The 23,034-nt window shown below is 45.0% G+C and carries 27 protein-coding genes; all 27 read right to left on the bottom strand.

Annotated features, from left to right (window positions below; all coding sequences use genetic code 11):
- Position 1: 1 nt before the first annotated feature.
- Positions 2-1,567, bottom strand: coding sequence for an anthranilate synthase component I (trpE, locus tag L1028_RS04725; RefSeq protein ID WP_234531875.1), 1,566 nt, complete (start codon positions 1,565-1,567; stop codon positions 2-4).
- A 336-nt stretch (positions 1,568-1,903) separates the two neighbouring features.
- Positions 1,904-2,278 (bottom strand): chorismate mutase, encoded by a 375-nt coding sequence (gene aroH / locus L1028_RS04720; RefSeq protein ID WP_042190180.1) that lies wholly within the window; start codon positions 2,276-2,278, stop codon positions 1,904-1,906.
- A 2-nt stretch (positions 2,279-2,280) separates the two neighbouring features.
- The gene (gene aroB / locus L1028_RS04715) at positions 2,281-3,375 is read right to left on the bottom strand and encodes a 3-dehydroquinate synthase (RefSeq protein WP_234531874.1); all 1,095 of its coding nucleotides are present in this window, start codon (positions 3,373-3,375) and stop codon (positions 2,281-2,283) included.
- Positions 3,376-3,377: 2 nt separating this feature from the next.
- Positions 3,378-4,547: a chorismate synthase gene (gene aroC / locus L1028_RS04710; protein WP_042190184.1), complete on the bottom strand. Its 1,170-nt coding sequence runs from the start codon at positions 4,545-4,547 to the stop codon at positions 3,378-3,380.
- 219 nt (positions 4,548-4,766) lie between these two features.
- The gene (locus L1028_RS04705) at positions 4,767-4,928 is read right to left on the bottom strand and encodes a hypothetical protein (protein ID WP_170880309.1); all 162 of its coding nucleotides are present in this window, start codon (positions 4,926-4,928) and stop codon (positions 4,767-4,769) included.
- A gap of 105 nt (positions 4,929-5,033) precedes the next feature.
- Positions 5,034-5,837 (bottom strand): CheR family methyltransferase, encoded by an 804-nt coding sequence (locus L1028_RS04700; protein ID WP_234531872.1) that lies wholly within the window; start codon positions 5,835-5,837, stop codon positions 5,034-5,036.
- Between the two features lie 27 nt (positions 5,838-5,864).
- On the bottom strand, positions 5,865-6,308 hold the full coding sequence (gene ndk, locus L1028_RS04695) for a nucleoside-diphosphate kinase (protein WP_234531870.1): 444 nt from the start codon (positions 6,306-6,308) through the stop codon (positions 5,865-5,867).
- 99 nt (positions 6,309-6,407) lie between these two features.
- Positions 6,408-7,376 (bottom strand): polyprenyl synthetase family protein, encoded by a 969-nt coding sequence (locus L1028_RS04690; protein ID WP_234531868.1) that lies wholly within the window; start codon positions 7,374-7,376, stop codon positions 6,408-6,410.
- The gene (locus L1028_RS04685; protein WP_234531866.1) at positions 7,373-8,233 is read right to left on the bottom strand and encodes a menaquinone biosynthetic enzyme MqnA/MqnD family protein; all 861 of its coding nucleotides are present in this window, start codon (positions 8,231-8,233) and stop codon (positions 7,373-7,375) included. The genes L1028_RS04690 and L1028_RS04685 overlap by 4 nt, the downstream gene beginning before the upstream one ends.
- A 4-nt stretch (positions 8,234-8,237) precedes the next feature.
- Positions 8,238-8,840, bottom strand: coding sequence for a UbiX family flavin prenyltransferase (locus L1028_RS04680; protein WP_042190195.1), 603 nt, complete (start codon positions 8,838-8,840; stop codon positions 8,238-8,240).
- On the bottom strand, positions 8,837-9,712 hold the full coding sequence (locus tag L1028_RS04675; RefSeq protein ID WP_234531863.1) for a UbiA-like polyprenyltransferase: 876 nt from the start codon (positions 9,710-9,712) through the stop codon (positions 8,837-8,839). The genes L1028_RS04680 and L1028_RS04675 overlap by 4 nt, the downstream gene beginning before the upstream one ends.
- On the bottom strand, positions 9,705-10,457 hold the full coding sequence (locus L1028_RS04670; protein WP_234531862.1) for a demethylmenaquinone methyltransferase: 753 nt from the start codon (positions 10,455-10,457) through the stop codon (positions 9,705-9,707). Before L1028_RS04670 ends, L1028_RS04675 begins: the two co-directional genes overlap by 8 nt.
- A 3-nt stretch (positions 10,458-10,460) precedes the next feature.
- Positions 10,461-11,414: a heptaprenyl diphosphate synthase component 1 gene (locus L1028_RS04665; RefSeq protein WP_231573320.1), complete on the bottom strand. Its 954-nt coding sequence runs from the start codon at positions 11,412-11,414 to the stop codon at positions 10,461-10,463.
- A 30-nt stretch (positions 11,415-11,444) separates the two neighbouring features.
- Positions 11,445-11,987 (bottom strand): hypothetical protein, encoded by a 543-nt coding sequence (locus L1028_RS04660; protein WP_234531859.1) that lies wholly within the window; start codon positions 11,985-11,987, stop codon positions 11,445-11,447.
- 92 nt (positions 11,988-12,079) lie between these two features.
- Positions 12,080-12,328 (bottom strand): trp RNA-binding attenuation protein MtrB, encoded by a 249-nt coding sequence (mtrB, locus tag L1028_RS04655; RefSeq protein ID WP_234531857.1) that lies wholly within the window; start codon positions 12,326-12,328, stop codon positions 12,080-12,082.
- 117 nt (positions 12,329-12,445) lie between these two features.
- Entirely contained in the window at positions 12,446-12,718 is a 273-nt protein-coding gene (locus tag L1028_RS04650) for an HU family DNA-binding protein (protein ID WP_036676223.1), read from the bottom strand.
- A 375-nt stretch (positions 12,719-13,093) separates the two neighbouring features.
- Complete coding sequence (spoIVA, locus tag L1028_RS04645) at positions 13,094-14,572, bottom strand: stage IV sporulation protein A (protein ID WP_042129583.1); 1,479 nt, start codon at positions 14,570-14,572, stop codon at positions 13,094-13,096.
- Between the two features lie 613 nt (positions 14,573-15,185).
- Positions 15,186-15,932, bottom strand: coding sequence for a DUF3939 domain-containing protein (locus tag L1028_RS04640; RefSeq protein ID WP_234531855.1), 747 nt, complete (start codon positions 15,930-15,932; stop codon positions 15,186-15,188).
- A 30-nt stretch (positions 15,933-15,962) separates the two neighbouring features.
- Complete coding sequence (locus L1028_RS04635) at positions 15,963-16,331, bottom strand: 2Fe-2S iron-sulfur cluster-binding protein (RefSeq protein WP_234531853.1); 369 nt, start codon at positions 16,329-16,331, stop codon at positions 15,963-15,965.
- Positions 16,332-16,365: 34 nt separating this feature from the next.
- On the bottom strand, positions 16,366-16,545 hold the full coding sequence (locus L1028_RS04630) for a DUF2768 family protein (RefSeq protein ID WP_042129589.1): 180 nt from the start codon (positions 16,543-16,545) through the stop codon (positions 16,366-16,368).
- 195 nt (positions 16,546-16,740) lie between these two features.
- On the bottom strand, positions 16,741-17,016 hold the full coding sequence (locus tag L1028_RS04625) for a stage VI sporulation protein F (RefSeq protein WP_234531851.1): 276 nt from the start codon (positions 17,014-17,016) through the stop codon (positions 16,741-16,743).
- A gap of 66 nt (positions 17,017-17,082) precedes the next feature.
- Positions 17,083-18,123, bottom strand: a complete 1,041-nt coding sequence (locus tag L1028_RS04620) for an NAD(P)H-dependent glycerol-3-phosphate dehydrogenase (protein ID WP_234531848.1) — start codon at positions 18,121-18,123, stop codon at positions 17,083-17,085.
- Positions 18,116-18,733: a glycerol-3-phosphate 1-O-acyltransferase PlsY gene (plsY, locus tag L1028_RS04615; RefSeq protein WP_042129592.1), complete on the bottom strand. Its 618-nt coding sequence runs from the start codon at positions 18,731-18,733 to the stop codon at positions 18,116-18,118. The genes L1028_RS04620 and plsY overlap by 8 nt, the downstream gene beginning before the upstream one ends.
- Before the next feature lie 12 nt (positions 18,734-18,745).
- Positions 18,746-20,071 (bottom strand): ribosome biogenesis GTPase Der, encoded by a 1,326-nt coding sequence (der, locus tag L1028_RS04610; protein WP_234531846.1) that lies wholly within the window; start codon positions 20,069-20,071, stop codon positions 18,746-18,748.
- Positions 20,072-20,241: 170 nt separating this feature from the next.
- On the bottom strand, positions 20,242-21,564 hold the full coding sequence (gene rpsA, locus L1028_RS04605; protein ID WP_170880310.1) for a 30S ribosomal protein S1: 1,323 nt from the start codon (positions 21,562-21,564) through the stop codon (positions 20,242-20,244).
- 175 nt (positions 21,565-21,739) lie between these two features.
- On the bottom strand, positions 21,740-22,327 hold the full coding sequence (locus tag L1028_RS04600; RefSeq protein ID WP_042190219.1) for a lysophospholipid acyltransferase family protein: 588 nt from the start codon (positions 22,325-22,327) through the stop codon (positions 21,740-21,742).
- Positions 22,324-23,034, bottom strand: coding sequence for a (d)CMP kinase (cmk, locus tag L1028_RS04595; RefSeq protein ID WP_231573321.1), 711 nt, complete (start codon positions 23,032-23,034; stop codon positions 22,324-22,326). The genes L1028_RS04600 and cmk overlap by 4 nt, the downstream gene beginning before the upstream one ends.

Raw genomic sequence — 23,034 nt, 5'->3', positions numbered from 1 at the left:
ATCAAACCACTTGTTCAGGGGTATATTCGTACATATAATCTTGGTTGATAACTTGTTTCTCTTTCACTTCGGATGGAAACATAGCTTCTGCCATACGAATAGCTTTCAGCATACCCTTCGCCTTATTCACCGTTTCTTCATACTCTTTCTCGGGAACCGAATCCCAAACGATACCTGCTCCGGCCTGTACGTACGCACGACCTTTCCGAAAGATGATGGTACGAATGGTGATACAAGAATCCATGTTTCCTGAGAACCCTAAATATCCAATTGCTCCGGCATAAGCACCTCGAGCTTCTCTTTCCAGCTCTGCTATAATCTCCATAGCTCGTAGCTTCGGTGCCCCAGAAACCGTTCCGGCAGGCAGACAGGAGAGGAAGGCATCAAAGAAATCTTTATCCTCACTGAGCGTTCCTGACACATTCGATACCATGTGCATGACATGGGAGTATCTTTCAATCTCCATAAAGGAATCACATTTTACTGAACCAAATTTGGATACTCTCCCTAGATCATTACGACCCAAATCAACAAGCATCAGATGCTCCGCACGTTCTTTTTCATCCTCTAAGAGCTCCGCAGCAAACGCCCGGTCCGATGCTTCACTGTCACCCCTTGGTCTAGTTCCAGCAATCGGCCGTGTCTCCACACGGTCTCTATCCACCTTTACGAGCGCTTCAGGTGAAGTGCCAACAATAATCTCCTCGTCCATTTTCAAATAGTACATATAAGGAGAGGGGTTAAGTGTTCTGAGCATCCGGTATACATGCAATGGAGAAACTTCCGTTTCAATATGCAATCGCTGTGACAATACCACTTGAAAAATATCGCCTGAACGAATATATTCCTTCGCCTGTTCTACATTGTTGATATACTGCTCTTTAGTGAGATTAGAATGAATCTCTCCAAGCTCGATATCCTGCGGAATGCTGCGGCGATTCACATTTTCCTTAGGGCCTTCTTTTTGTAGATCTTCGGCCATAGCCTCCAGCTTACGACTCAGGCTTTCATAATTGGATCTGATATCCGAATCTGTATCTCCATCTTTTACATGCAGGTTACCAACAAGCAGAATCTGTTGCTTCACATGGTCAAAAACAATGATCCGATCGCAAAACATAAATCTTATATCATCCATTTGGAGATCATCCACAGGATGCTGAGGTAACTTCTCATAATATTGCAGCAGATCATATCCGAAAAATCCGATAGCCCCTCCAGTAAATGGAGGCATTTCATCAAGTTTAGGACTACGGTATGAACGGAGTAACGCTTTAAGCTCCTCAATCGGCTTTCCGTATAGTTGCTTCTTCTCTCCGCCGACTTCAACGTTAATTGCACCCTTTTTACCGGATATCATCAAAAAGGGATCGCTGCCGATAAACGAATACCGTGCCCATTGTTTTCCACCCTCTACACTTTCAAGCAAGAACGCGCGATCACGTTCAGCGAAACGTTGGAATAACCGGATAGGTGTTTCCATATCCGCGAGCAGTCGCTTTACAACAGGAATCAGATTATAATCCCGCGACAGCTTTACCACCTCTTGAACACTTGGATTCGTCATTGTTAGATGCCCCCTTAGATATATGAATGGTTCCGAAATACAAAAAAACCCTCTACCGAAGTAGAGGGTTTGTGTAAGTAAGTATATGTTTTTGAGCATGGATTAGCATAATTATGTAGTGTTTACAGACTTATCCCTAAATAAGATATATCACTGATGATAAATAACTTCAGTGCATATCAAAATAAAGAATCTGCTTACACGGTACATGCTAATCTAAAAAAACTTCTCGTACTCTGCTCAACTATACTCATCTCAACTCAACTAAACTCTTCTATACTCGGCTAAATACACTATACATGATGACAAGGGTCATTGACAACCCACAACTATAATTTAAGACTTGCTCTCTGATAAATCCGGACGTAGCTTCTGAGCCTCATTCAGATAAACGTGGCGAATCTCACGCTGCGATTTATCCGTATTAATCTGTACCATCAACCGGATACACATTGGTAAGCTTCCTTTAACCGGGATTTCAGTTGAACACATAAGTGGAACCATTTCCCAGCCCTCAATCTCACGAATAGCTCTTGCAGGAAATGTAGCATCCAGATCATTGGTCATCGTAATCCATACATTGCTTATATTCTCAGCTATAACATCATTACGTTCTACGATCTCCCGCAGCAATATAACGGTCTCGCGTAAAATCTCTGCCTCTTCGTTCTTAGTCACGGTTGTTGCTCCGCGAATTCCTCGGTTTACCACGGTCATCCCTCCTTCTTAAGCTCTGCGAGAACCTCTCGCACAAGTGACTCCTGGACATCGTTCACAATGCTTACAGAGCCTATGGAATCAGGCACGATAAAGGTCATCTTGCCTTCTTTGAATTTCTTATCATGCATCATAGCGTCCATCAGTTCATCTTCATCATACTCGGAAGGAAGCCGTACAGGCAGTGACAGCGCGGTCAGCATAGATACTGTATCCTCATATATGGAAGTATCCCGCCCAAGCTTCGCAGCCAATAGTGCTGAACCCGCCATCCCAATCGCAATCGCTTCTCCATGCAGAAACACACCATACCCACCAACTGCTTCAATGGCATGTCCGATCGTATGTCCAAGGTTTAAGATCGCCCGAAGTCCATGCTCACGCTCATCATTCGCCACTACATCTGCCTTAATTGCACAGCCACGCTCTAAAGCATAACCTAAGGCTTCGACATTCAGCTCTAGCAGCTCTTCGGCATGATCACGACACCAATATGCGAACTCTTTGTCCACGAGGAGACCGTGCTTTACCACTTCAGCCAGACCTGATGAAACTTGCCGTGCTGGAAGAGTACGTAGTGTATCCAAATCGTAGAGTACCATTGACGGTTGATAGAAAGCCCCTATCATATTTTTGGCTAATGGATGATTGACCGCCACTTTACCACCCACACTACTATCATGCGCTAGGATCGTCGTCGGAATTTGCAGAAATCCGATTCCACGCATATAGGTTGCTGCTACAAATCCTGCTAAATCGCCAACCACGCCGCCGCCTAAAGCTAAAACCGCTGAATTGCGGTCTAATCCTGCTTGAATTGCGGTTGTCATGACTTCTTCATACACGGCTAAAGATTTAGAGGCTTCACCTGCCGTCATTATGTGACTAACCACTGTATAGCCGTGAGAACGCAAAGCTTCTTCAAGAGCCGGCAAGTACCTTGGTGCTACTTCAGTATCACTCACTACTAACAGTGGACTACGCTCCGAAAATCCAGCCTCAGCACAATAATGGGCGATGTCCTTTAGTAAACCACTACCGATATGAATAGGATACGAGCGGTCGCCCAAATCTACATTAATGGTACGCATAATTAGTAACTCTCCAGCTGTGATAGGTAATTTTCATAGTTCGCTTTAATTTCTTCCAGTGAGTCGCCACCGAATTTATCAAGGAATGCTTTAGCGATTTCCCAAGCCACTACGTTTTCCAGAACAACACATGCCGCTGGAACTGCACAAGCGTCGGAGCGTTCAACTTGCGCTGTAAATGGTTCTTTCGTGTCAATATCCACACTTTGAAGCGGTTTATAAAGGGTAGGGATCGGCTTCATGACCCCGCGAACTACAACAGGCATGCCGTTAGTCATACCACCTTCAAAACCACCTAAGCGATTACTTGCACGGTAGTATCCTTTAGAAGCTTCATACATAATTTCATCATGGACTTGCGATCCACGCAATTTACCAGCTTCAAACCCAATGCCAATTTCAACGCCTTTGAATGCATTAATCGACATTACCGCCCCAGCGATTGCTCCGTCAAGCTTCCGATCAGACTGTACATAACTGCCAAGTCCTATAGGAAGTCCTTCGACGATACATTCAACGATTCCACCGATGGAGTCGCCCTCTTCCTTAATCTGATCTATGTAAGCCTCCATCTTCTGTTCCGTTTCTTTATCGACAACTCTGACAGAGGACTGTTCTGTCCGCTCAATCAGCTCATCGATAGGCAGATCGTTTGCAGGCGCTTCAATTTCACCAATACGAATAACTTGCCCTGCTACTTTCACGCCAAAAGCTGCAAGCAGCTGTCTGGCTACAGCGCCACATGCGACTCTGGCTGCTGTTTCGCGGGCACTGGAGCGCTCCAGTACGTTACGAAGATCCGTATGGTTGTACTTCAATCCGCCATTCAGGTCTGCATGACCAGGACGCGGCCGATTTACGCGGCGTTTTTCTTCGTCACTGCCAGGAATAGGCTCGATATTCATGATGTTCTTCCAGTGGGTCCAGTCTTTATTCTCTACTACCAAGGCTACTGGAGCACCTGTAGTATAGCCATGACGCACTCCACCTACAATTTGTGCCGTATCTTTCTCAATCTGCATGCGACGTCCACGTCCATAACCCTTTTGTCGACGCTGCAATTGAAAATTAAGCTCTTCAAAATCCAATGTCAAGTTACTTGGCAATCCCTCAATAATGGCCGTAAGCTGGGGGCCGTGCGTTTCCCCCGCTGTTAAATAGCGCAAACTCATGCTGCGTTCCCCCTTCTATACTTTTAAACTGTAAACCGCTAAAATCCTAATGATCTTTGCTCATTATAGTATAGGCAATCCTCTTTGACAAGAAAGGGATCTCCCTAAAACGACTCCATTCGTGACAAAATGAATTGGTTTTTGTGTAAAGAAAAAGCGCCATTCATACTCTATAGAGTGATAAATGGCGCTCCTCGGCTCGGCTCGGTCCGGCACTTGTTAGCTTCCGATCCGCTGACTTGTTGAAGGAAATGTAGACTTACGCTCTTCCAGTTGTAGAAGGCGCTTCAATTGCATTTCTTCTACACCGAGAATTTGCCCGCACTCACGAACGGTAATAAAGCCTCGTTTGTACGCGGCAATGACCTTACTTTTGTCCATCGGTTTAACGATCCTTTCGCTTAGCTTACAGATTCTACTACCCAGTATCACTGAACGATAGCGAAAGTATACCTAAAAAAGTACAGACGAAGGAGCAAGAAGTATTTATTTTTTACGATAGAAAAAGGTTTCCGTCGATTCAAAGCCATATTGCGCTGGCGTAAAGATCTGCTCTGTACTACCTACAAACAAATACCCGCCTGGACGTAAACTAGCCGAGAACTTATGGTAGAGCTTATTCTTCGCCTCTTCAGTAAAATAGATCATTACATTACGACAAATGATAAGATCAAAGCCCTCATCGAACTTGTCCAGCAGTAGGTTCTGTTTACGAAAATCTATGTTTTTCTTAAGCGTGTCACTAACTTTGAATAAAAGACCGTCAGGTTTAAAATATCGCGCAGCAACATCCTTAGGCACATCTTTTAAAGAACGTTCCAGATACAGTCCTTGCTTTGCTTTGGAAAGCGCACCGTCGTCAATATCCGTAGCCAGAATGCCAGTCTGTCCCAATAAATTCTTATCCGATAAAATCATAGCCAGCGTATAGGGTTCTTCTCCAGTGGAACATGCAGCGCTCCACAGTTTCAATCTGCGACCAGATTGTTGTATGTCAGGAAGAATGATATCTCGCAGTACTTCCCACCGATTCGGATTCCGCCAAAACTCGGAGACATTAATCGTCATTCGGTCCAAAAATTCATAAAATAATTCCTTGTCCTTCATCATTGCGGCAAAAAAATCACTAAAGGTTTGATATCCATTCTTCACACGAAGAGTCGTTAAACGCCGCTTCATCTGCGCTTCTTTATACAGAGCCAGATCAATTCCGGTGCTTTGCTTAACATGATGAATAAACCCGATGTAATCTGAATCTGCTGTTAATGCTGCAACATTACGATCAGACATATTAATCCCCCGCCTCCCGCTTAGCTCCTACATCCAGACTGCGATCTCTTTGTTATAAAGATTCAGTTCATCTGGAGTAAAGAAATTAGCAATTTCTCGTTCTGCACTTTCAGGCGAGTCTGATCCATGAATTAAATTAAGCGGTGTATGGCTGGCAAAGTCGCCTCGAATCGTACCTGGCGAGGCTTCTCCTACCTTCGTCTTACCAATGAGCATACGGGATAATGCTACAACATCATCACCTTCCCATACCATTGCAAACACTGGACCTGAAGTTATAAAAGAAACCAACTCTGCAAAAAAGTCCTTGCCAGCATGCTCCGCATAATGTCTTTTTGCTTGGTCTTCACTAACTGTAATCAGCTTTGCAGCGACCAGCTTAAAGCCCTTATCTTCAAAGCGTGAGACAATACGCCCAATTAATCCACGTTGTACTCCATCCGGTTTGACCATCAGATACGTCTTTTCCATAGAGGCACTCTCCAATTTCCCATTCGTTGGGTTGTTTTGACGCTATCTTAACAGAAACCGCGCTTTCTGGAAACGTTTAATTTCATGATCACCAAAATACTAATAGGCTCTACCTGTTACAAAAAAGGCAATATCGCGTAGATTACGCTTAGTCTTGTTGTTAGGCAACTGATCCAGTGCAGCAAGTGCCTTCGCGATATAACGCGAAGCCAGCTGCTCGGAACGGGCAATTCCGTCTCCAGAAAGAATAAGATCAATTGCACGCCCTACTGTGCTGTGCCCTTCACGAATAGACTTTAACTCCTCAAGAAGCGAAGCTCGCAATCTTTCATCTTCCAGGCTATAAATGACAGGAAGGGTGATGTTCCCTTGCCGCATATCACTACCTGGAGGTTTACCGATTTGCTTTTCGGTGCCTGAGAGGTCAAGTAAATCATCACGAATCTGGAAGGCCATCCCTACATTATATCCATAATTATAAAGTAGACGAGCAACCTCTGGTTCAGCTTCAGCAGCAAGTGCACCTAATTGGCAACTGACTGCAATCAACAGCGCTGTTTTGCGGCGAATCCGCCGCAGGTAATGACGCACACTTTGCTCACTGTTGAAGAAGTCACGAATCTGCTCCATCTCACCGATCGACATTTCAATCATGGCCTTGGACAAAATCTGATGAATTCGCGGATTCTTCAGCTCCGTCGTCATCACCAGTGCTTTCGCATATATGTAGTCACCAGTGTACATGGCAATTTTATCGCCCCATTTGGCCTTAACAGTAAGTTCACCTCGGCGCAGTTCTGCATCGTCAATGACATCATCGTGAACTAGTGAAGCGCTATGAATTAGTTCTAGCGGTATCGCCACACGCTTCAGTTTTTCAAGATCATACTTACCAAATTTCCCACCCATCAAAACAAATACGGGACGCAATCTTTTACCGCCAGCTTTTAATAAATGCAGAGAAGTCTCGGTTAGTAGGTCGTCATCACCCTGTACGCTACGGTACAAATCTTTCTCAATCTGATCCATGTCTCTGTTCAGTAATCCGAATATTTGCAGTCGTTTCATTCCTTCACCCGTGTCAACAGTTTATGACTCCAAATCTCCATCTTCACTGCCTGCGGCAGCAGACCCATCTCATAGGCATAGCGGAAATAGAGGTTCAGACCTTTCTGCTGCCTTTCTCCAAAATCATAGCATAAATTGCGAAAGTACCCTTCCCAATAAGACCTAGTTCCTCCAATTGTCGTACAGGCTGCAAGTACTATAGGATCTAAATCACTTAATCCCCGCAGTTTACTCTCAGCAAAAGCTTCTGTAATCTCCGCAATGGCTTCCGGTTTGTCATTCGCAGCTTTTCGATTCACTGCCCAGACCGCAAAGGTCATCCCTAAGCCCGTCCATTCTTTCCAAAGCTCCGCCAGATCTGTAACGATATACCCTTGATCCTGCCAAGAGGCTTTAATCGCATGATCACCAATGAGTAAGCAGGCATCTGCTTGATGCATCATAGCATCCAAATCAGGATTAGCGCTAATATATTCTGGTTTATTGCCAAAAGCCTTTTCCATTAAAATTTTCAGCAAATTTACCGATGTTGCAGAAGTGTTCGTAACAGCAATCGTACCTGTACCTATCTGTGCAAGAGGCACTCGAGAAAAAAGAAAAATAGACCTCACAGGACCGTCCGCACTTACCGATAAATCAGGTAACAGCAATAACTTATCACTGGCTTCAGCATACGCAAAAGAGGATAATGCACCCACATGAATCGTTCCACGACTCATCCCCTGATTAAGAATGGCAGGTACCTCACTCACCATCTCTGCCGGATATTTCAGTGCAGAGGGATGAAAATTGTGAAATACCGGCCATGAGTTAGTATAGCTGATTTTGCCTATGATGGTGTGGCTGTCAATCTCCATCCTTTCAATCCCCCCATCTGCGAAATAATTGATGTTCAATATTAAAGCTGTCAAGCACTTTACCTACCATGAAATTAATCAGATCATCCATACTTTGTGGCCCAAAGTAAAACGCCGGCATTGCCGGAATGATCCGAACCCCCAGACGGGACAGCTTCAACATATTCTCAAGATGAATTGCATGCAGAGGTGTCTCACGAGGAACAAGGACCAGTGGACGTCCTTCCTTAAGCATAACATCAGCAGCACGAGTCATCAGATTGTCGGAGGTTCCATTAGCAACCGCAGACAATGTCCCCATGGAACAAGGCATAATAATCATCCCTTCCACACGAAACGAACCACTTGCAATAGATGCACCGATATCAGCGACAGGATGATAAAGTAGAGAACCGGGATAACCCTTGAACTTTTCGTTCAAAAAGCCTTCCCGGTCTGATGCGATATAACCTAGTTCTTCTTTAAAAACGCGCCAGCCCGCATTACTTACTACCAAATGAACGGAGTAGCCCAGCGATAGCAACGTTTCGATCAGACGAATACCATAAATAGCACCGCTTGCCCCTGTAATTCCAACCACGAAGTTTTTCGGTTTAGTAAGCGTCATTTTTTGAAATGCACCACCAAGTCAATCAAAGTGAAAGAGAACACCACGATGCTTAGCACGCCGTTCATAGTGAAAAAAGCAGTCTGCAAACGGCTGAGATCACTCGGAGATACAATATAATGCTCATAAAAGAGAATAATATATGCGAGGATCATACCTGCCACATACCACCAGCTTAAATCCGTCAAAAACAGCAGCGATACGAATCCAATCGCCGTAAGAATGTGAAACACTCGGGCAATAACGAGCGCACCCTGGACCCCAAATCGCACTGGAATGGATTTTAAGCCTTCTTTAAGATCAAATTCAACATCCTGACAAGAGTATATAACATCAAAACCAGCCGTCCAAAACACAATTGTGAAGTAGAATACCATTGAAGTCCAATTCACACTACCGGTCACAGCTACCCAGCCGCCCAGAGGTGCTAGCGCAATGGTGAGGCCGAGGATAAGATGGCATGCCCATGTAAAGCGCTTAGTGAATGAATAAATAACAAGAAGGAATACAGCGATAGGTAACAGCTTAGCTGACAAAGAATTCAATTTAAAGGCTGCCCAAAAGAGCAAGAAAAACGAAATGCCTATAAAAATGACAACTTCACCGATCTTAAGTAACCCTGCCGGAATCGCTCTTCCCGCTGTGCGTGGATTCTTGGCATCACTGATTCGGTCTATCAATCGATTCAATCCCATAGCTGCACTGCGTGCTCCAAACATAGCGATTACAATCCAGCCTATTTGACTCCAGGATGGGAGGTTATCATTCATGACAACGGATCCCAGTAAAGCACCCATAAAAGCAAAGGGTAAAGCAAATACCGTATGTTCAAACTTAATCATTTGTAAAAAGATACCGATTTTCTTAAACATTCCCGTTCTCCTTGAGCCCAATATGTAATGCCGCGATGCCTCCGGTCAAGGGGAAGGATTCCACTTTTTGAAGTCCGGTTTCACGGAAAATAGTAGCTAGTTGCTCCCGGTCTGGGAACATTGCCAATGATTCTGGCAGCCATTTGTATTGCTCGTACCTTTTCGCGAATAACTTACCAAGCAATGGAAGTACACGCTGGAAATAAAAGAAATATACACCTTTAAACGGCTGTTTCATCGGCTTGGATAGCTCCAAACATACAACCATCCCACCAGGTTTTACTACCCGCTTCATTTCGTTAAGCACTTGAACAGGATCTGGCACATTGCGTAGTCCGAATCCAATCGTTGCATAATCAAATGCATTGTCTTCAAAAGGCAGCTCCATAGCATTGCCCTGCACTAGCGAAATACGGTCTTGAAGCTTGCGTTCTTCCACTTTACGGCGACCTACTTCAAGCATACCTGCGCTGAAATCCAGTCCGATTACATTGCCAGTCTGCGAGGCTTCCGCCAAAGCAATGCTCCAATCACAGGTTCCACAACATAGGTCAGCGGCCGAATCCCCGCGCTTCATTCCCATCTTCTTCATCGTGAATTTACGCCATGCCTTGTGGCGGCGAAAGCTTAGGATGTCATTCATCAAATCGTATTTTCCAGCAATACTCTCAAATACGGAATGTACAAACTGCTCTTTTGGTTTGCTGTTGTCACCCACAGCAGTTGTCGTTTTTTCCATAGTCATCCCTTAACCCTCCACGGCTGCTTGTCCTGTGACCTTCATCTGCAGGAGAAAACGATCCAGCGCGATCTCTAGCTCTCTAAGTAAACTCTCGTCTTTAACGCTTTGCAATAGTCCCTGAATAGACTGAAGCGATTGATGAAGCTTGTCCGTCAGTTGCGAATCACATTTATATTTCATTTTCAGCATCTTCCATTCCTTCTGATCAAGGTTCAGGTCTTGAAGTTGCTTGCGTTCTTCCTCCGTTGCAGTCTCCATCATCTTCCAGTAGCAATAGCCATTCCCTGCATTCGCAGGATCATCACTACGAAGAAGCTCAATAGCAACGGTCTCGCACTGACTGAATTCTGCCAGCAGTTTCTCCCACAGCTCCACTAAGGAGTTCTCAATCATAGGCGTAAAAGAAAGGAACAGCCGCATATTCAGCTGTACCATGTGCCGCAAGTATTGTTCAGCCGAAAGGCGTATGCCTCTCATCTTCACGTAGAGATTCGCTTTCAAGACATTGAAATCTGCAATCGCCTTACTCAAGATTCCAATCATCTCGATCTGATCACTCTTTGCAAGCAAATGGTAAAACCAGCTACTGAAGTAATCGCCAGCCAGTACCTTCAATTGACGGGAACGCATAGGGTCTCCCCCCCGTCTATCATTCGAACGGTCAATGACCTCATGTGTGTCCAGACCTAGTTGAACAAGCGCTGTCACAAGCGTGTACAACTCTCCGGCACTTCCTTTTGCAGAAGAAGCGTGATTTAGAAAAATATATAACAAATGACCCCGGCCATCAGAAAACGGCGGCAAATCCGTATGCTTCTGAATCATGTCGTAGTCGGTGTAGGGTTTAGCCAGTTGCGGTATGCAGTACGGTTTCATTTCAGCCTCCGAAGCCATTGACATAATAATAATTCGTTTGTTCACAATCTTGTCTATTATATCACATGTTTTTTTGTCACGCACTGTGGTACGCCTGAGTTTCTTTTAATCCATTCAAGGATAAATGAACTGTTTCTTCCAGAGCTCGGTTTCACTAATGCGGAAGCCCGTTTTGAGACGATCCGATATAGGAAAATTACCCGCAGACTGAAGTTCCTCTTGCAACGTATAAGACCACTCAGAACGTCTGATATCACCAGCAAATAGCAGTCGGCGGCTACCAAGCCATTTATCTTCTACCACAATGCGAAGTAGAAGTTGATCCACATTCGAGGTTTCTTGAATAGCAAAGGAAATGGCCTGAGCCATATTTTGATAGAGTTCCTCAGGTTCATGATCGTTCCCGCTCACTTTCAGATCCAGTGACAGAACATGATCTTCCCAGCCTACGCTATCTATGGATAAGGTCAACGGAAGAGCGCCCAGAACATCAACAAGATTGTTATTGTCAAGCACTGTGTTATGGCTGCCAGTAAAAGTCTCCACTGTCCCATTTCTCTGCTGTACGGATGAGTCTAAATCTGCCAGTTTCGGCAAAATAATAGCAGAGGTCGCAGTCAAGAGTAATACCGCACCGATCAACCAGGCTTTGTTCATGGACAGGCCCCCTTATCCATAGTACCCACTTTTTGTGGATATGATCATTCACCCTTACTATATTTTGAAAAAAAGCAGGCTATGCCTGCTTTTCAGCTTTCACTTTCCAATTGTCCATGTTTCGTTAAAATTTCAGCTTTTCCGCGGATTTTCATTGCTGAGGTATGATCGGTAAATTGGGCAATCAACACCTCACCCTTGTCTAGCTTCTCTGTATGATGAAAGCGTGTATCCGTACCTCTAGTTAGCCCAATGACTTGAACGCCATTTTCTTTGGCCTTAACCACAATATAGTCGCTACCTGTCGGAAGCGGATTGTCGCTCGTATTTTTATCCGTCATCGCTGATCCTCCTCTAAACCTAATGTACAGCCTATGCTATTCCAAAAAACAAATGCCGCCTTGGAGGGCGGCATAGTTGTTACTTAAAAAGACTATGGGATTGATATGTAGAAATCTTTATTTGATTCCGTCTTTCAGCGCCTTACCAGGTTTGAATGCTGGTACCTTGCTTGCAGGAATTTCGATTTCTTCACCAGTTTGTGGGTTACGGCCTTTACGTGCGGAACGTTCGCGCACTTCAAAGTTTCCGAATCCAACCAGTTGTACTTTATCACCGCTTTGCAGCGCTTCTGTAATTGCTTCGAAAACCGCATCTACAGCTTTAGTAGCATCCTTCTTGGGAAGTTCAGTTGCTTCTGTAACTACATTGATCAAATCAGATTTATTCATGTTTTCTCACCTCCCTGAGTAAATTTCCGGTATCATACACTGTTTCCGTTTAAACGTAAAATATACGTGATAATCCCGTTTATTACTTAACACTGGCGCCCATAGACCTTGAAGCGCAACAAACTTATAGTAATACAGCCCATCCATAAATTCAAGCAGTTAGATAAAAAAGGAGTAGAAATTATCATCTATACTTGCATAAACATCCCATTCCCATCTAATTTTATAGACCTATAAGACCAGGTTAATTCTTCTTTTCAGAAAAATAATTGAGTCAGATTCACCGTTATTATAGGAACTAGGAATCAAGTTTCGTTATTTTTACGCATAAAAAGAGTGGGATCTCTCCCACTCTTCCAATCTGCTTAAATTTAGTTAGAGAATAATTGCAATAAGCCCGCCTGAGCCTTCATTGATGATCCGGCCTAGCGTTTCTTGCAATTTGTAGCGCGCATTATCCGGCATCATCGCGATCTTGCCTTGAATACCTTCCCTCACAATGGAATGCAAGGAGCGCCCAAAAATATCGGATTCCCAAATTTTAATCGGGTCATTCTCGAAATCCTGCATCAAATAACGAACCAACTCTTCACTTTGTTTCTCTGTACCAATGATTGGTGAGAACTCAGATTCAACATCAACACGAATCATATGAATAGATGGTGCGGTGGCCTTTAAGCGAACCCCGAAACGAGAGCCTTGGCGAATCAGTTCTGGTTCATCTAGCGCCATTTCAGCTAGCGAAGGAGCAGCAATACCATAACCGGTAGTCTTGACCATTTCTAAAGCTTCCGAGAAACGGTCGTACTCCCTTTTCGCGTGTGAGAATTCCTGCATCAGCTGGAGCAAGTGATCCTTACCGCGGATCTCAACCCCTACTACCTCCATTAGAACCTGATCATACAGCTCTTCTGGGGCATACAGATCGATCTCTGCTACACCCTGACCCATGTTCATACCACTTAGGCCAGCTTTATCGATAAAATCATACTCTGTGAACTGAGATACGAGCCGGTCGACATCCCGCAAGCGGCGAATATCTTTTACCGTATCGCGAACGGAGTTCTCATAGCTACTACGCAGCCAGTGATTCTCTCCAAGCACCATGACCCAGCTTGGCAAGTTCACATTCACTTCATGAACAGGGAATTCGTACAATACTTCACGCAGTACACCTGTTACATCCTCTTCGGTCATGTTTGCTGCGCTGAGTGTCATGACAGGAATATCATATTTGATGGCTAGCTCGCTGCGGAGCTGTTGTGCTTCCTCACTGCGTGGGCGAGTGGAGTTAATGACCAGCACAAATGGCTTACCCACTTCCTTCAGCTCTGCAATGACGCGCTCTTCAGAGTCCACGTACGAGTTCCGCGGAATTTCTGCAATCGTACCATCTGTTGTTACTACAACTCCAAGCGTTGAATGCTCCTGAATGACCTTACGTGTCCCGATTTCTGCCGCTTCCTGAAAAGGAATTGGCTCCTCAAACCAGGGTGTAGAGATCATTCGTGGTCCATTCTCATCCTCGTAGCCTTTAGCGCCTTCTACAGCGTAACCCACACAGTCTACCAGTCGAACGTTAACCTCAAGCCCTTCCGCAACCTTGATTTGGACTGCGTTGTTAGGCACGAACTTAGGTTCAGTGGTCATAATTGTTTTGCCTGCTGCGCTTTGCGGAAGCTCATCCACAGCTCTTACCCGATCTGCCTCATTCGTGATGTTAGGCAGGACAATTGTTTCCATGAAGCGCTTGATAAATGTCGATTTCCCCGTGCGAACCGCGCCGACGACGCCAAGATAAATGTCTCCGCCGGTACGCTCGGCAATGTCCTTGAAAATATCCACTTTTTCCAAAAGAGATCCCCTCCTCATATTACTCCGAAGAAAAAATGCCTGAAGAGCATCGACTTCGCGTTCCGCCGGTAATCTGACCCTTGCAGGACATCAACCGGACTTATCGTATGCCCGCCCGAAGCCTAGCTGCTTTCGACCGGGACGTACTTGCCCCGCGCTAAACTCCGAATGCTCGGACATGCATTTGGACTAGTATCATCATATGTATCCGGAACGAATTTATGACCCATAATCGCGCATTTTGCAATGTAATTTCTAAAAATTAGTTGTGCGCGCCGCAAGGCGTCTGACGCCCGGAAGCTTACTCATCCATCATATGAGATAGGATTTATTGATAGAACTATTTTAGTGGATATGCATGAAGGAAATTTTAGAGTATGTCATCTACATCCTTTTGCCTCTAATTTTATACGATTACGATTTTTTCATGAATTATTTCTAGCTTGAGCTGAATCTCCTTTCTTACCATCATTTCTAGCAATCCAGTCTTACGCGCTATGACAATTGAGCTTCTGTTAAGGCCCAAAACAATAAAAAACGCCTAATTCCTCGGATAAAACCGAAGCCTAGACGCTCTTAAACTTTAACTTTTACTTTTACTTTAACTTTTACTTTAACTTGGAGGCTGCGGAATAGGCTGATTGTTAATCCATAGATACGGCAAAGACTTCACGGGCACGTAATAGGAAGCTTCCTCCAAATCTAGCCGTAAATCTTTTTTCTCGTCATGTTCTCCACCATTCTTATCGATGGCAGCCATAATATCAAAGACATAATCTACATAGACTGTTCCAGCCTTATCCATGATGAAATCAAGAACCTGACCTGAATAGACGCTAGTTAATGATATGGAGCTTGTTCCTGCCTTCTTAGGATCAATGGTGTATAGTCCTGGATATAGCTCATCAAGTATGGGTAAAGAGCCGTCATGAGCTGATTTATAACGATTAATCTGACGCTGAACATCATTCACCTTCTGGACGGTAACAAGATCCATAACCTTAACAACAGGATCGCTTTCCTCATTCAAAATAAGGAAATAAGCGCTTCCGCCCTGTTCAAAAGCCGTAGCCGGAATATCATCCAAATATCCTTTATTGTTCAGCTTGCCCAGGTCTATCCGGAACTTCTCATATCTTGGAGTAGTTTCATCCGCATTAAGGATCGGAAGCACACCTTCCTCTTGTTGAAAATCATCAACGGCTGCTTGTATCCGCTTAACACTTTCTCGATAATTAACGCTGGCACGCTTTTCTTCTCCAGGATAAAGACATCCCGAAAGAGTAAGAGCGATTGACACCACTACCAGAAAAAGTCTTGCTCCTGCCTTTAGTTTCTTCTTTCTTCGTATAAACTCCAACCGAGTCCCTCCCACGGTGACAACCTAGCACTACCATAGCTCATCTTCTTCCCCACGCCGCGCAGCTTCAAGCTTACGGCGTACAGCAGCCTTAAGCGGATCTTCTGGCACCTGAACGGTCACATCGCTCCATACGGCAGCCTGACAGGCCAGACGCACTCCTTCTTCTAACGTAGTTCCAAGCTTACGTCGTTCAATATCCCCTGGCGGTCTCAGTGCTGTGGCCTCTTCATTCGCAATTTTAACCTTGCACATCAGACAGCCTGCTTTGCCACCACAGCGAGTGGTAATCGTCACTCCGGCTTTACGGGCTGCCTCCAGTAACGAGATACCGCGATTCACCACAGCTTTACGACCTTCAGGTTGAAACATAACGGTGACGCCATTTTGCGATTTCATGATGGTACTTCCTTCCTCAACATTATGTAACTGTTTACATAATTGAAACAACTCCGCCCAATAGGCCAACTAACATGATGACAAACGCAAGGATTGACAGCAGTGCTTTAAGCAGTCCCTTTGTTTTGCTCCGAGCAAAAGTTATCAGAAATACAGAGAGTCCCATAATCAGCATTGCAATCAGAGACAACCACATTTTTGTCATCGGATCCAAGGTCAAAGCCCCCATTCGCCTGTAATATATTAGGGATTATTATATCATGACCTTATCCTATTCTGTAAAAAAACATCATTTTTTATATATTATTATTAAGATATTTTAGCTGCAAGAGCTTTACAATAAATAAAAAAAGAGCAAAAGATAACAGAATCTCATGGATTCAGAATCTTTTGCTCACCCAACCTGAAGCTATTTTTTAAGCATCATTTTCATTAAAGACTCCATTGTGCCGGAACCTGCGCCGCCTTTTTTGACGGCATTAATAATTTCCTGCACAGTAGCTTCGCTGACCGGCACTTTCGCCATCGATGACACCTGCTTAATTAACTGGCGGAGCTGGGCTTCATTCTGCGTAGTTCCTGGTTTGACCGTACTGGCTAGCTTTTTAACGGCACTTTCCGTAATGTTCTTGCCCGCCTTTTTGTTAATGGCGTTCAATGCATCCTTGGAAAAATCTCTGTTCACTTTTCATCCCTCCTCCGTCAATCCCCAATACAACATATGAGAATTTGCGGAAAAAGGTGAACAGGATCAGGAATGCCACTGCTCCCAAGTTTCCTGAGATATCGCCTCAAGCTCAGGTTTACGATCACGGCCCATCAGAGCTTCGACAGCATTTCGTGGACTTCTACCTTTAAAAAGGACATGATAAATTTGATCTGTAATAGGCATTTGGACCCCTAGTTTGATGGAAATGGCATAAGCTGCCTCCGTGGTACGAATACCTTCGACAACCATTCCCATCGACTCTAGCACCTCATCCAGTGGTTTCCCTTGCCCGAGCATAAAGCCTGCACGCCAGTTACGGCTGTGCTGGCTCGTAGCAGTCACTACAAGATCGCCAACACCTGCAAGCCCTGCAAAGGTCAAAGGATTCGCTCCAAGCTCGACTCCCACCCGAGAAATCTCGGCCAGTCCACGTGTCAGAAGCGCCGCCTTAGCGTTATCCCCAAATCCAAGACCATCGGATAGACCTGCACCGAGTGCAATAATATTCTTTAGTGCACCGGCAAGCTCTACTCCTACCTGATCACGGTTCGTATATACACGAAAATCATTGTTTATGAACAATTCCTGTGCTTCAGCAGTACGCTTATCATCAGGTGAAGCCACAACAACTGTAGTAGGACACAGGCGCACTACTTCCTCTGCATGACTCGGTCCGGAGAGAACGACAATCTGCCCTTCGTCACAGCCGAGTTCTTCAGCAATAACGATGGACATCCGTTTCTTGCTTTCAGTCTCAAAGCCCTTCGTAGCATGAACGCATAGCATTTCATCCTTCCAGAACGGCTTCAGACTGCGAGCAACCTGCCGCATACCTGAAGATGGGGCTACAATAACAACCGCTTTAGAACCGGAAACTGCGGTCTCCATATCGGTGGTTGCAATGATGTTTGCGGGCAGGGAAATCCCAGGTAAATACTTATTATTGATATGAGAACCATTGATCTCGGCAGCTTGATCAGAGTTACGTGTCCACAGATAAACTTCCGAGTGATTCGCAGCCAGCACACTTGCCAGCGCAGTTCCCCAGCTCCCCGCTACTAGTACGGTTACTTTATCAGACAACACGATTCCCTCCTTTTACTTTTGAGCCGATCTTGTTCTCACGACCCTCTACAATCTTAACAATGTTCGTCCGGTGCCGCCAGAAGGCAAAAACCGCGATGATAATACTGGTCCAGAGCACAGGCTGTGTAAATCCTGTCAACAATAGAAAGACCGGTGTCAGCGCGACAAAAATCAACGAGCCAAGTGACACGTAACGAGTGATAAAGATAGATCCTATGGCGATGACACCGGCGAGCAGTGCAGGCCATAAACACAGTGTGGCCATAACACCGATCGTAGTAGCGATGCCCTTTCCCCCACGGAAACGAAAGTAAAGCGGCCAGTTATGTCCGACAATGGCAGCGATTCCGCAAAGAGCAGCAACCCAGGTTCCCCAGCCACCTACCCAAGTTCCTAACCAAACTGCAGCAACACCCTTCAGTACATCCAGCACTAGCACAGATATCGCAGGACCTTTTCCCAGTACACGCAGTGTATTGGTAGCCCCCGCATTGCCGCTCCCATATTGACGGATATCAATTCCCTTTAGTAGCTTGGCGAACAGCACACTAAAGCTGACAGAACCAAGCAAATAGCTTACAACGATAACCAGAAGTTCAAGCGCCACACTTCTTCTCCCCTAACCTTCGTTTTCGGATTTGCGCCGTGTAAAGAGACGGATTGGCGTTCCCTCGAAATTAAACGCCGCGCGGATTTTATTCTCCAAGTAACGTTCATAGGAGAAGTGCATCAGCGATGGGTCATTCACGAACACCACGATCGTCGGTGGCTTCACCGCAACCTGCGTTACGTAGTTAATACGTAAGCGACGGCCTTTGTCAGTCGGAGGAGGGTTAATCGCAATAGCATCCGATACAACATCGTTCACCAGATGCGTAGTAATGCGTAGTGCATGCTGTTGAGATACATGCTGTACCACTGGTAGCAGTTTTTGCAGGCGCTGTTTAGTTAAAGCCGACAAGAAGACAACCGGTGCGTAACTCATAAACAAGAAATGGTCACGAATCTTAGACTCGAAATTCTGCATAGTCTTGTCGTCTTTCTCAATGGCATCCCATTTGTTCACAACAAATATAGAGGCTTTACCGGCTTCATGTGCATATCCAGCAATATGCTTGTCCTGGTCGATGATGCCCTCTTCACCGTTAATTACAACGAGAACCACATCAGCCCGTTCAATCGCACGCATCGCACGCATAACACTGTATTTCTCAATGTTCTCATATACCTTGCCTTTTTTGCGTATACCTGCAGTATCGATAAGCACATAACGTTGTCCATCACGTTCAAAAGGCGTATCAATAGCATCGCGAGTAGTACCTGCAATATCACTAACGATAACGCGTTCTTCACCCAGAATTGCGTTAACCAAAGAGGACTTACCTACATTCGGACGGCCAATCAAAGCTACACGAATGACATCGTCATCATATTCATCATCTATTTTCTCTGGCAGACGTTCTACGACAGCGTCCAATAAGTCACCGAGTCCTGTACCATGACTACCGGAAATTCCGATTGGATCTCCAAAGCCTAGGCTATAGAACTCATAAATATCATCTGCACGCTTCATATTATCCACTTTATTGATAGCAAGAACGATCGGTTTACCTGAACGGAACAGAATCTGAGCTACCTCTTCATCTGAATTCGTCACACCACTCTTCGCCTCACACATAAATACAATAACATCCGCTTCTTCAATCGCCAGCTCCGCTTGAACGCGGATGGATTTCAGAATCGTGTCATCTCCATCAATTTCAATACCTCCGGTATCAATCACACTGAACGACTTACCGTTCCAATCTGAAATACCATAAATCCGGTCACGTGTAATTCCCGGTTTATCTTCTACAATGGCCAATCTATCGCCAATCAGCCGATTAAAAATCGTCGATTTCCCGACGTTAGGCCTCCCAACGATTGCCACAACGGGTCTTGCCATATTCATTCCTCCTGTCATCCTTACGATTCTCATCATAGCAAAAAACATTAAAATTGGCTAACACTCATGTTAGCTTCAATAAATTCTTTCTGTCAGTGGAAAAAGAGAATCGGCGACCCCCCGTATCGAGGGCTCGCCGATTACTTTACCCGTATATTCAAAAAGCAGGATTAGTTATTACCTTTGAATTTGTCCAACTTGTCTCCAAAACGTTCAGCAAGCGTAAAGCTAAGGCCTTCGTTGCTTAGAGAAACGTTAGGGTTATTCAATACTTCTTTAGGAGCTCTGTCTCTGCTGTTGCTGCGTTCAGGTCTAGCAGTAGGTGCTGGAGCTTCTTCAGTTTCTTTGATGCTCAGGCTAACACGTTTCTCGGATGGATTGAAGTCCAGTACTTTTACTTGTACTTCTTGTCCTTCTTTCAATACTTCGTGTGGAGTAGCAATGTGTTTGTGGGAGATTTGTGAAATGTGCACAAGACCTTCCACACCTGGAAGCAATTCAACGAATGCTCCGAAGTTCACAAGACGTTTTACAACGCCTGTTACAACATCACCGATGTTGATTTCGCCAGCAGCAGAATCCCAAGGACCTGGAGCAGCAGCTTTAATGCTCAGGCTGATTTTTCCTTTTTCAGGATCAACCTTAAGTACTTTAACACGTACTTTATCACCTTCAGAAACTACATCAGAAGGCTTCTCTACGTGATTCCAAGCGATTTCGGATACGTGTACAAGACCGTCTACTCCGCCAACATCAACAAACGCGCCGAATTGGGTCAGACGTTGTACAGTACCTTCAATGATTTGACCTTCAGACAGTTCAGCCATAATTTTAAGCTTGTTGGCTTCGAACTCTTCTTCAAGAACTTCTTTAGCAGACAGGATTACTTTGCTGTTCTCACGGTCAAGTTCTTTCACTTTGACGCGAAGGGTACGGCCTTTGTAATCGCTGAAATCTTCAACGAAGTGACGTTCAACCATGGAAGCTGGGATAAATCCACGTGCTCCAACATCAGCTACTAGACCGCCTTTAACAACGTCAGCCACAGTAACTTCGAAAGCTTCTTGGGAAGCAAAGTACTTCTCAAGATCTTCCCATGATTTTTCGCTATCAACAGCACGTTTGGAAAGAACAAGGCTTTCCTTGTTGTCGTTGATGCTAACAACCTTACATTCTACTTCCTGTCCAACTTCTACCGCTGCAGCAGCGTTGTCCAGTTGTACTGCGGACAATTCGCGAATCGGAATCACACCGTCGTATTTATATCCAATGCTTACATAAGCTTGGTTATCTTCAATTTTGACGATTGTTCCTTTCACGGTATCGCCTTTTTTCAGAGAAATGATTTCCAAGTCAGCTTGGTTAGTCACTTCTTCTTCGTTAACGGCAGCAACTTCTTCTACAGCTCCGTTATTTTCTGTCACAGCGGATTCCACCGCTTCTACGGTTTCATTGCTCTCCGTAGCTTCCTGATTTTTAATTTCTTCAGACATGTGATTAGCCTCCTCGATTCAAAACCCCATTTATTTAAACCTGCGTATAGCAGAGTTCAAAACAAGCATTGCTTGGTATTACAAATTACACTTAAAGATAGTATGTTCCAAAAAATAGCGACTATGCCGTTATTTAATCATAGCACAGGACGAAATTTGTGATTCTTTTTATCCCCTAACCAACGGTTGGTATACCCGACTTCTTCATCTCATTGATGCGTTCCATAATGACATCGGTAACAGCCTCGAGAGATTCACTTCCTGCACCGGCAAATTGACTGAGATCTATAGGAGCCCCATAGACTACAACCATCCGTCGAAAGGGTTTGTACTCACCGACAATAGCGGCTGGAACAACTGCAGCACCGCTTCGAAGTGCGAAGCTTGCAGCACCTTTCTTGGCAACTCCGGCGTCAGAGTTACGCGTACCCTCCGGGAAGATACCCATGACATTACCACCACGAAGTGTGTTAAGGGCCGTTTTAATGGATTCTTTGCTTACACCACCACGTTTGACCGGAAAAGCACCCAATTTGTTAATGAGCCAGCCAAGCACAGGAACCTCAAAAAGTTCTGCCTTAGCCATATACTTTACCTGACGGTCTAACTTAATCCCGATAGTCATCGGATCCAGCAAACTAATATGGTTGGCACAGAGCAGCACCCCGCCCTCCTTTGGCACATTCTCTTCCCCCACAATCTTAAGCGGGAAAACAATTGCGTAAATCAAGCGAAGCAATCCTCGGCAAAATACATAAATCATAAATGATTTCTCTCCCCGTCAACATGAGATCTACAATGGGATACAATGGCCTCCACGACTTGATCGATATCCATAAAGGTCGTGTCCAGAAGAATCGCATCTTCCGCACGGCGCAGCGGTGAAATCTCCCGTCCTTCATCCAGACGATCCCGCTGTGCAATATCATGTTCAAGCTGCTGAAGCGTCACCGATTCCGCGTCTCTCAATTCCTTATAGCGACGGAGAGCTCTTTCTTCCACACTTGCCGTCATAAAAATCTTTACTTCGGCATCGGGCAGCACGGTCGTACCGATATCGCGGCCATCCATTACAACGCCTTTGCGAAGCGCCATCTGACGCTGCAAATGACTTAGTCTGGACCTTACACCTTCGATCTTCGAATACTGCGACACAAGGCCGCTAACCTGAAGACTCCGAATATGCGGCGTTACGTCCTCCCCATTAATTAGCACCTTCTGGATGTCTTTTTCCGGAATAAGTTCAATAACCATGTCGTGAACTTTCTGGTTCACTTGATTCTGATCTTCCGGTTCAATGCCTTCTCGGATCATATACCAGGTGATTGCCCGGTACATTGCGCCTGTATCGACATAAATATAAGACAGCTTCTGGGCTACCAATCGGGCTACAGTACTCTTGCCTGCCCCGGCAGGTCCGTCGATGGCGACGTTAATTCTGTCGTAAGTATGTGTACCCTGCCTATCCAA

The sequence above is a fragment of the Paenibacillus pseudetheri genome (assembly GCF_924513355.1).
Taxonomy (GTDB): Bacteria; Bacillota; Bacilli; order Paenibacillales; family Paenibacillaceae; genus Paenibacillus_AQ; species Paenibacillus_AQ pseudetheri.
Note: the sequence above shows the minus strand (reverse complement) of the source record. Positions and strands in the feature narration are given on the sequence as shown.

What these genes read in the sequence shown, in the direction of transcription:
- L1028_RS04675 (WP_234531863.1), bottom strand. Translation starts at nt 9,712, where the DNA reads ATGTTTAAGAAAATCGGTATCTTTTTACAAATGATTAAGTTTGAACAT.
- L1028_RS04660 (WP_234531859.1), bottom strand. Translation starts at nt 11,987, where the DNA reads ATGAACAAAGCCTGGTTGATCGGTGCGGTATTACTCTTGACTGCGACC.
- L1028_RS04635 (WP_234531853.1), bottom strand. Translation starts at nt 16,331, where the DNA reads ATGAAATCGCAAAATGGCGTCACCGTTATGTTTCAACCTGAAGGTCGT.
- ndk (WP_234531870.1), bottom strand. Translation starts at nt 6,308, where the DNA reads ATGGAAAAGACGTATCTGATGGTCAAACCGGATGGAGTACAACGTGGA.
- der (WP_234531846.1), bottom strand. Translation starts at nt 20,071, where the DNA reads ATGGCAAGACCCGTTGTGGCAATCGTTGGGAGGCCTAACGTCGGGAAA.
- aroB (WP_234531874.1), bottom strand. Translation starts at nt 3,375, where the DNA reads ATGCGTACCATTAATGTAGATTTGGGCGACCGCTCGTATCCTATTCAT.
- L1028_RS04670 (WP_234531862.1), bottom strand. Translation starts at nt 10,457, where the DNA reads ATGACTATGGAAAAAACGACAACTGCTGTGGGTGACAACAGCAAACCA.
- L1028_RS04680 (WP_042190195.1), bottom strand. Translation starts at nt 8,840, where the DNA reads ATGACGCTTACTAAACCGAAAAACTTCGTGGTTGGAATTACAGGGGCA.
- rpsA (WP_170880310.1), bottom strand. Translation starts at nt 21,564, where the DNA reads ATGTCTGAAGAAATTAAAAATCAGGAAGCTACGGAGAGCAATGAAACC.
- L1028_RS04685 (WP_234531866.1), bottom strand. Translation starts at nt 8,233, where the DNA reads ATGGAGATTGACAGCCACACCATCATAGGCAAAATCAGCTATACTAAC.
- trpE (WP_234531875.1), bottom strand. Translation starts at nt 1,567, where the DNA reads ATGACGAATCCAAGTGTTCAAGAGGTGGTAAAGCTGTCGCGGGATTAT.
- L1028_RS04600 (WP_042190219.1), bottom strand. Translation starts at nt 22,327, where the DNA reads ATGATTTATGTATTTTGCCGAGGATTGCTTCGCTTGATTTACGCAATT.
- aroC (WP_042190184.1), bottom strand. Translation starts at nt 4,547, where the DNA reads ATGAGTTTGCGCTATTTAACAGCGGGGGAAACGCACGGCCCCCAGCTT.
- L1028_RS04705 (WP_170880309.1), bottom strand. Translation starts at nt 4,928, where the DNA reads ATGGACAAAAGTAAGGTCATTGCCGCGTACAAACGAGGCTTTATTACC.
- L1028_RS04650 (WP_036676223.1), bottom strand. Translation starts at nt 12,718, where the DNA reads ATGAATAAATCTGATTTGATCAATGTAGTTACAGAAGCAACTGAACTT.
- L1028_RS04700 (WP_234531872.1), bottom strand. Translation starts at nt 5,837, where the DNA reads ATGTCTGATCGTAATGTTGCAGCATTAACAGCAGATTCAGATTACATC.
- mtrB (WP_234531857.1), bottom strand. Translation starts at nt 12,328, where the DNA reads ATGACGGATAAAAATACGAGCGACAATCCGCTTCCGACAGGTAGCGAC.
- L1028_RS04690 (WP_234531868.1), bottom strand. Translation starts at nt 7,376, where the DNA reads ATGAAACGACTGCAAATATTCGGATTACTGAACAGAGACATGGATCAG.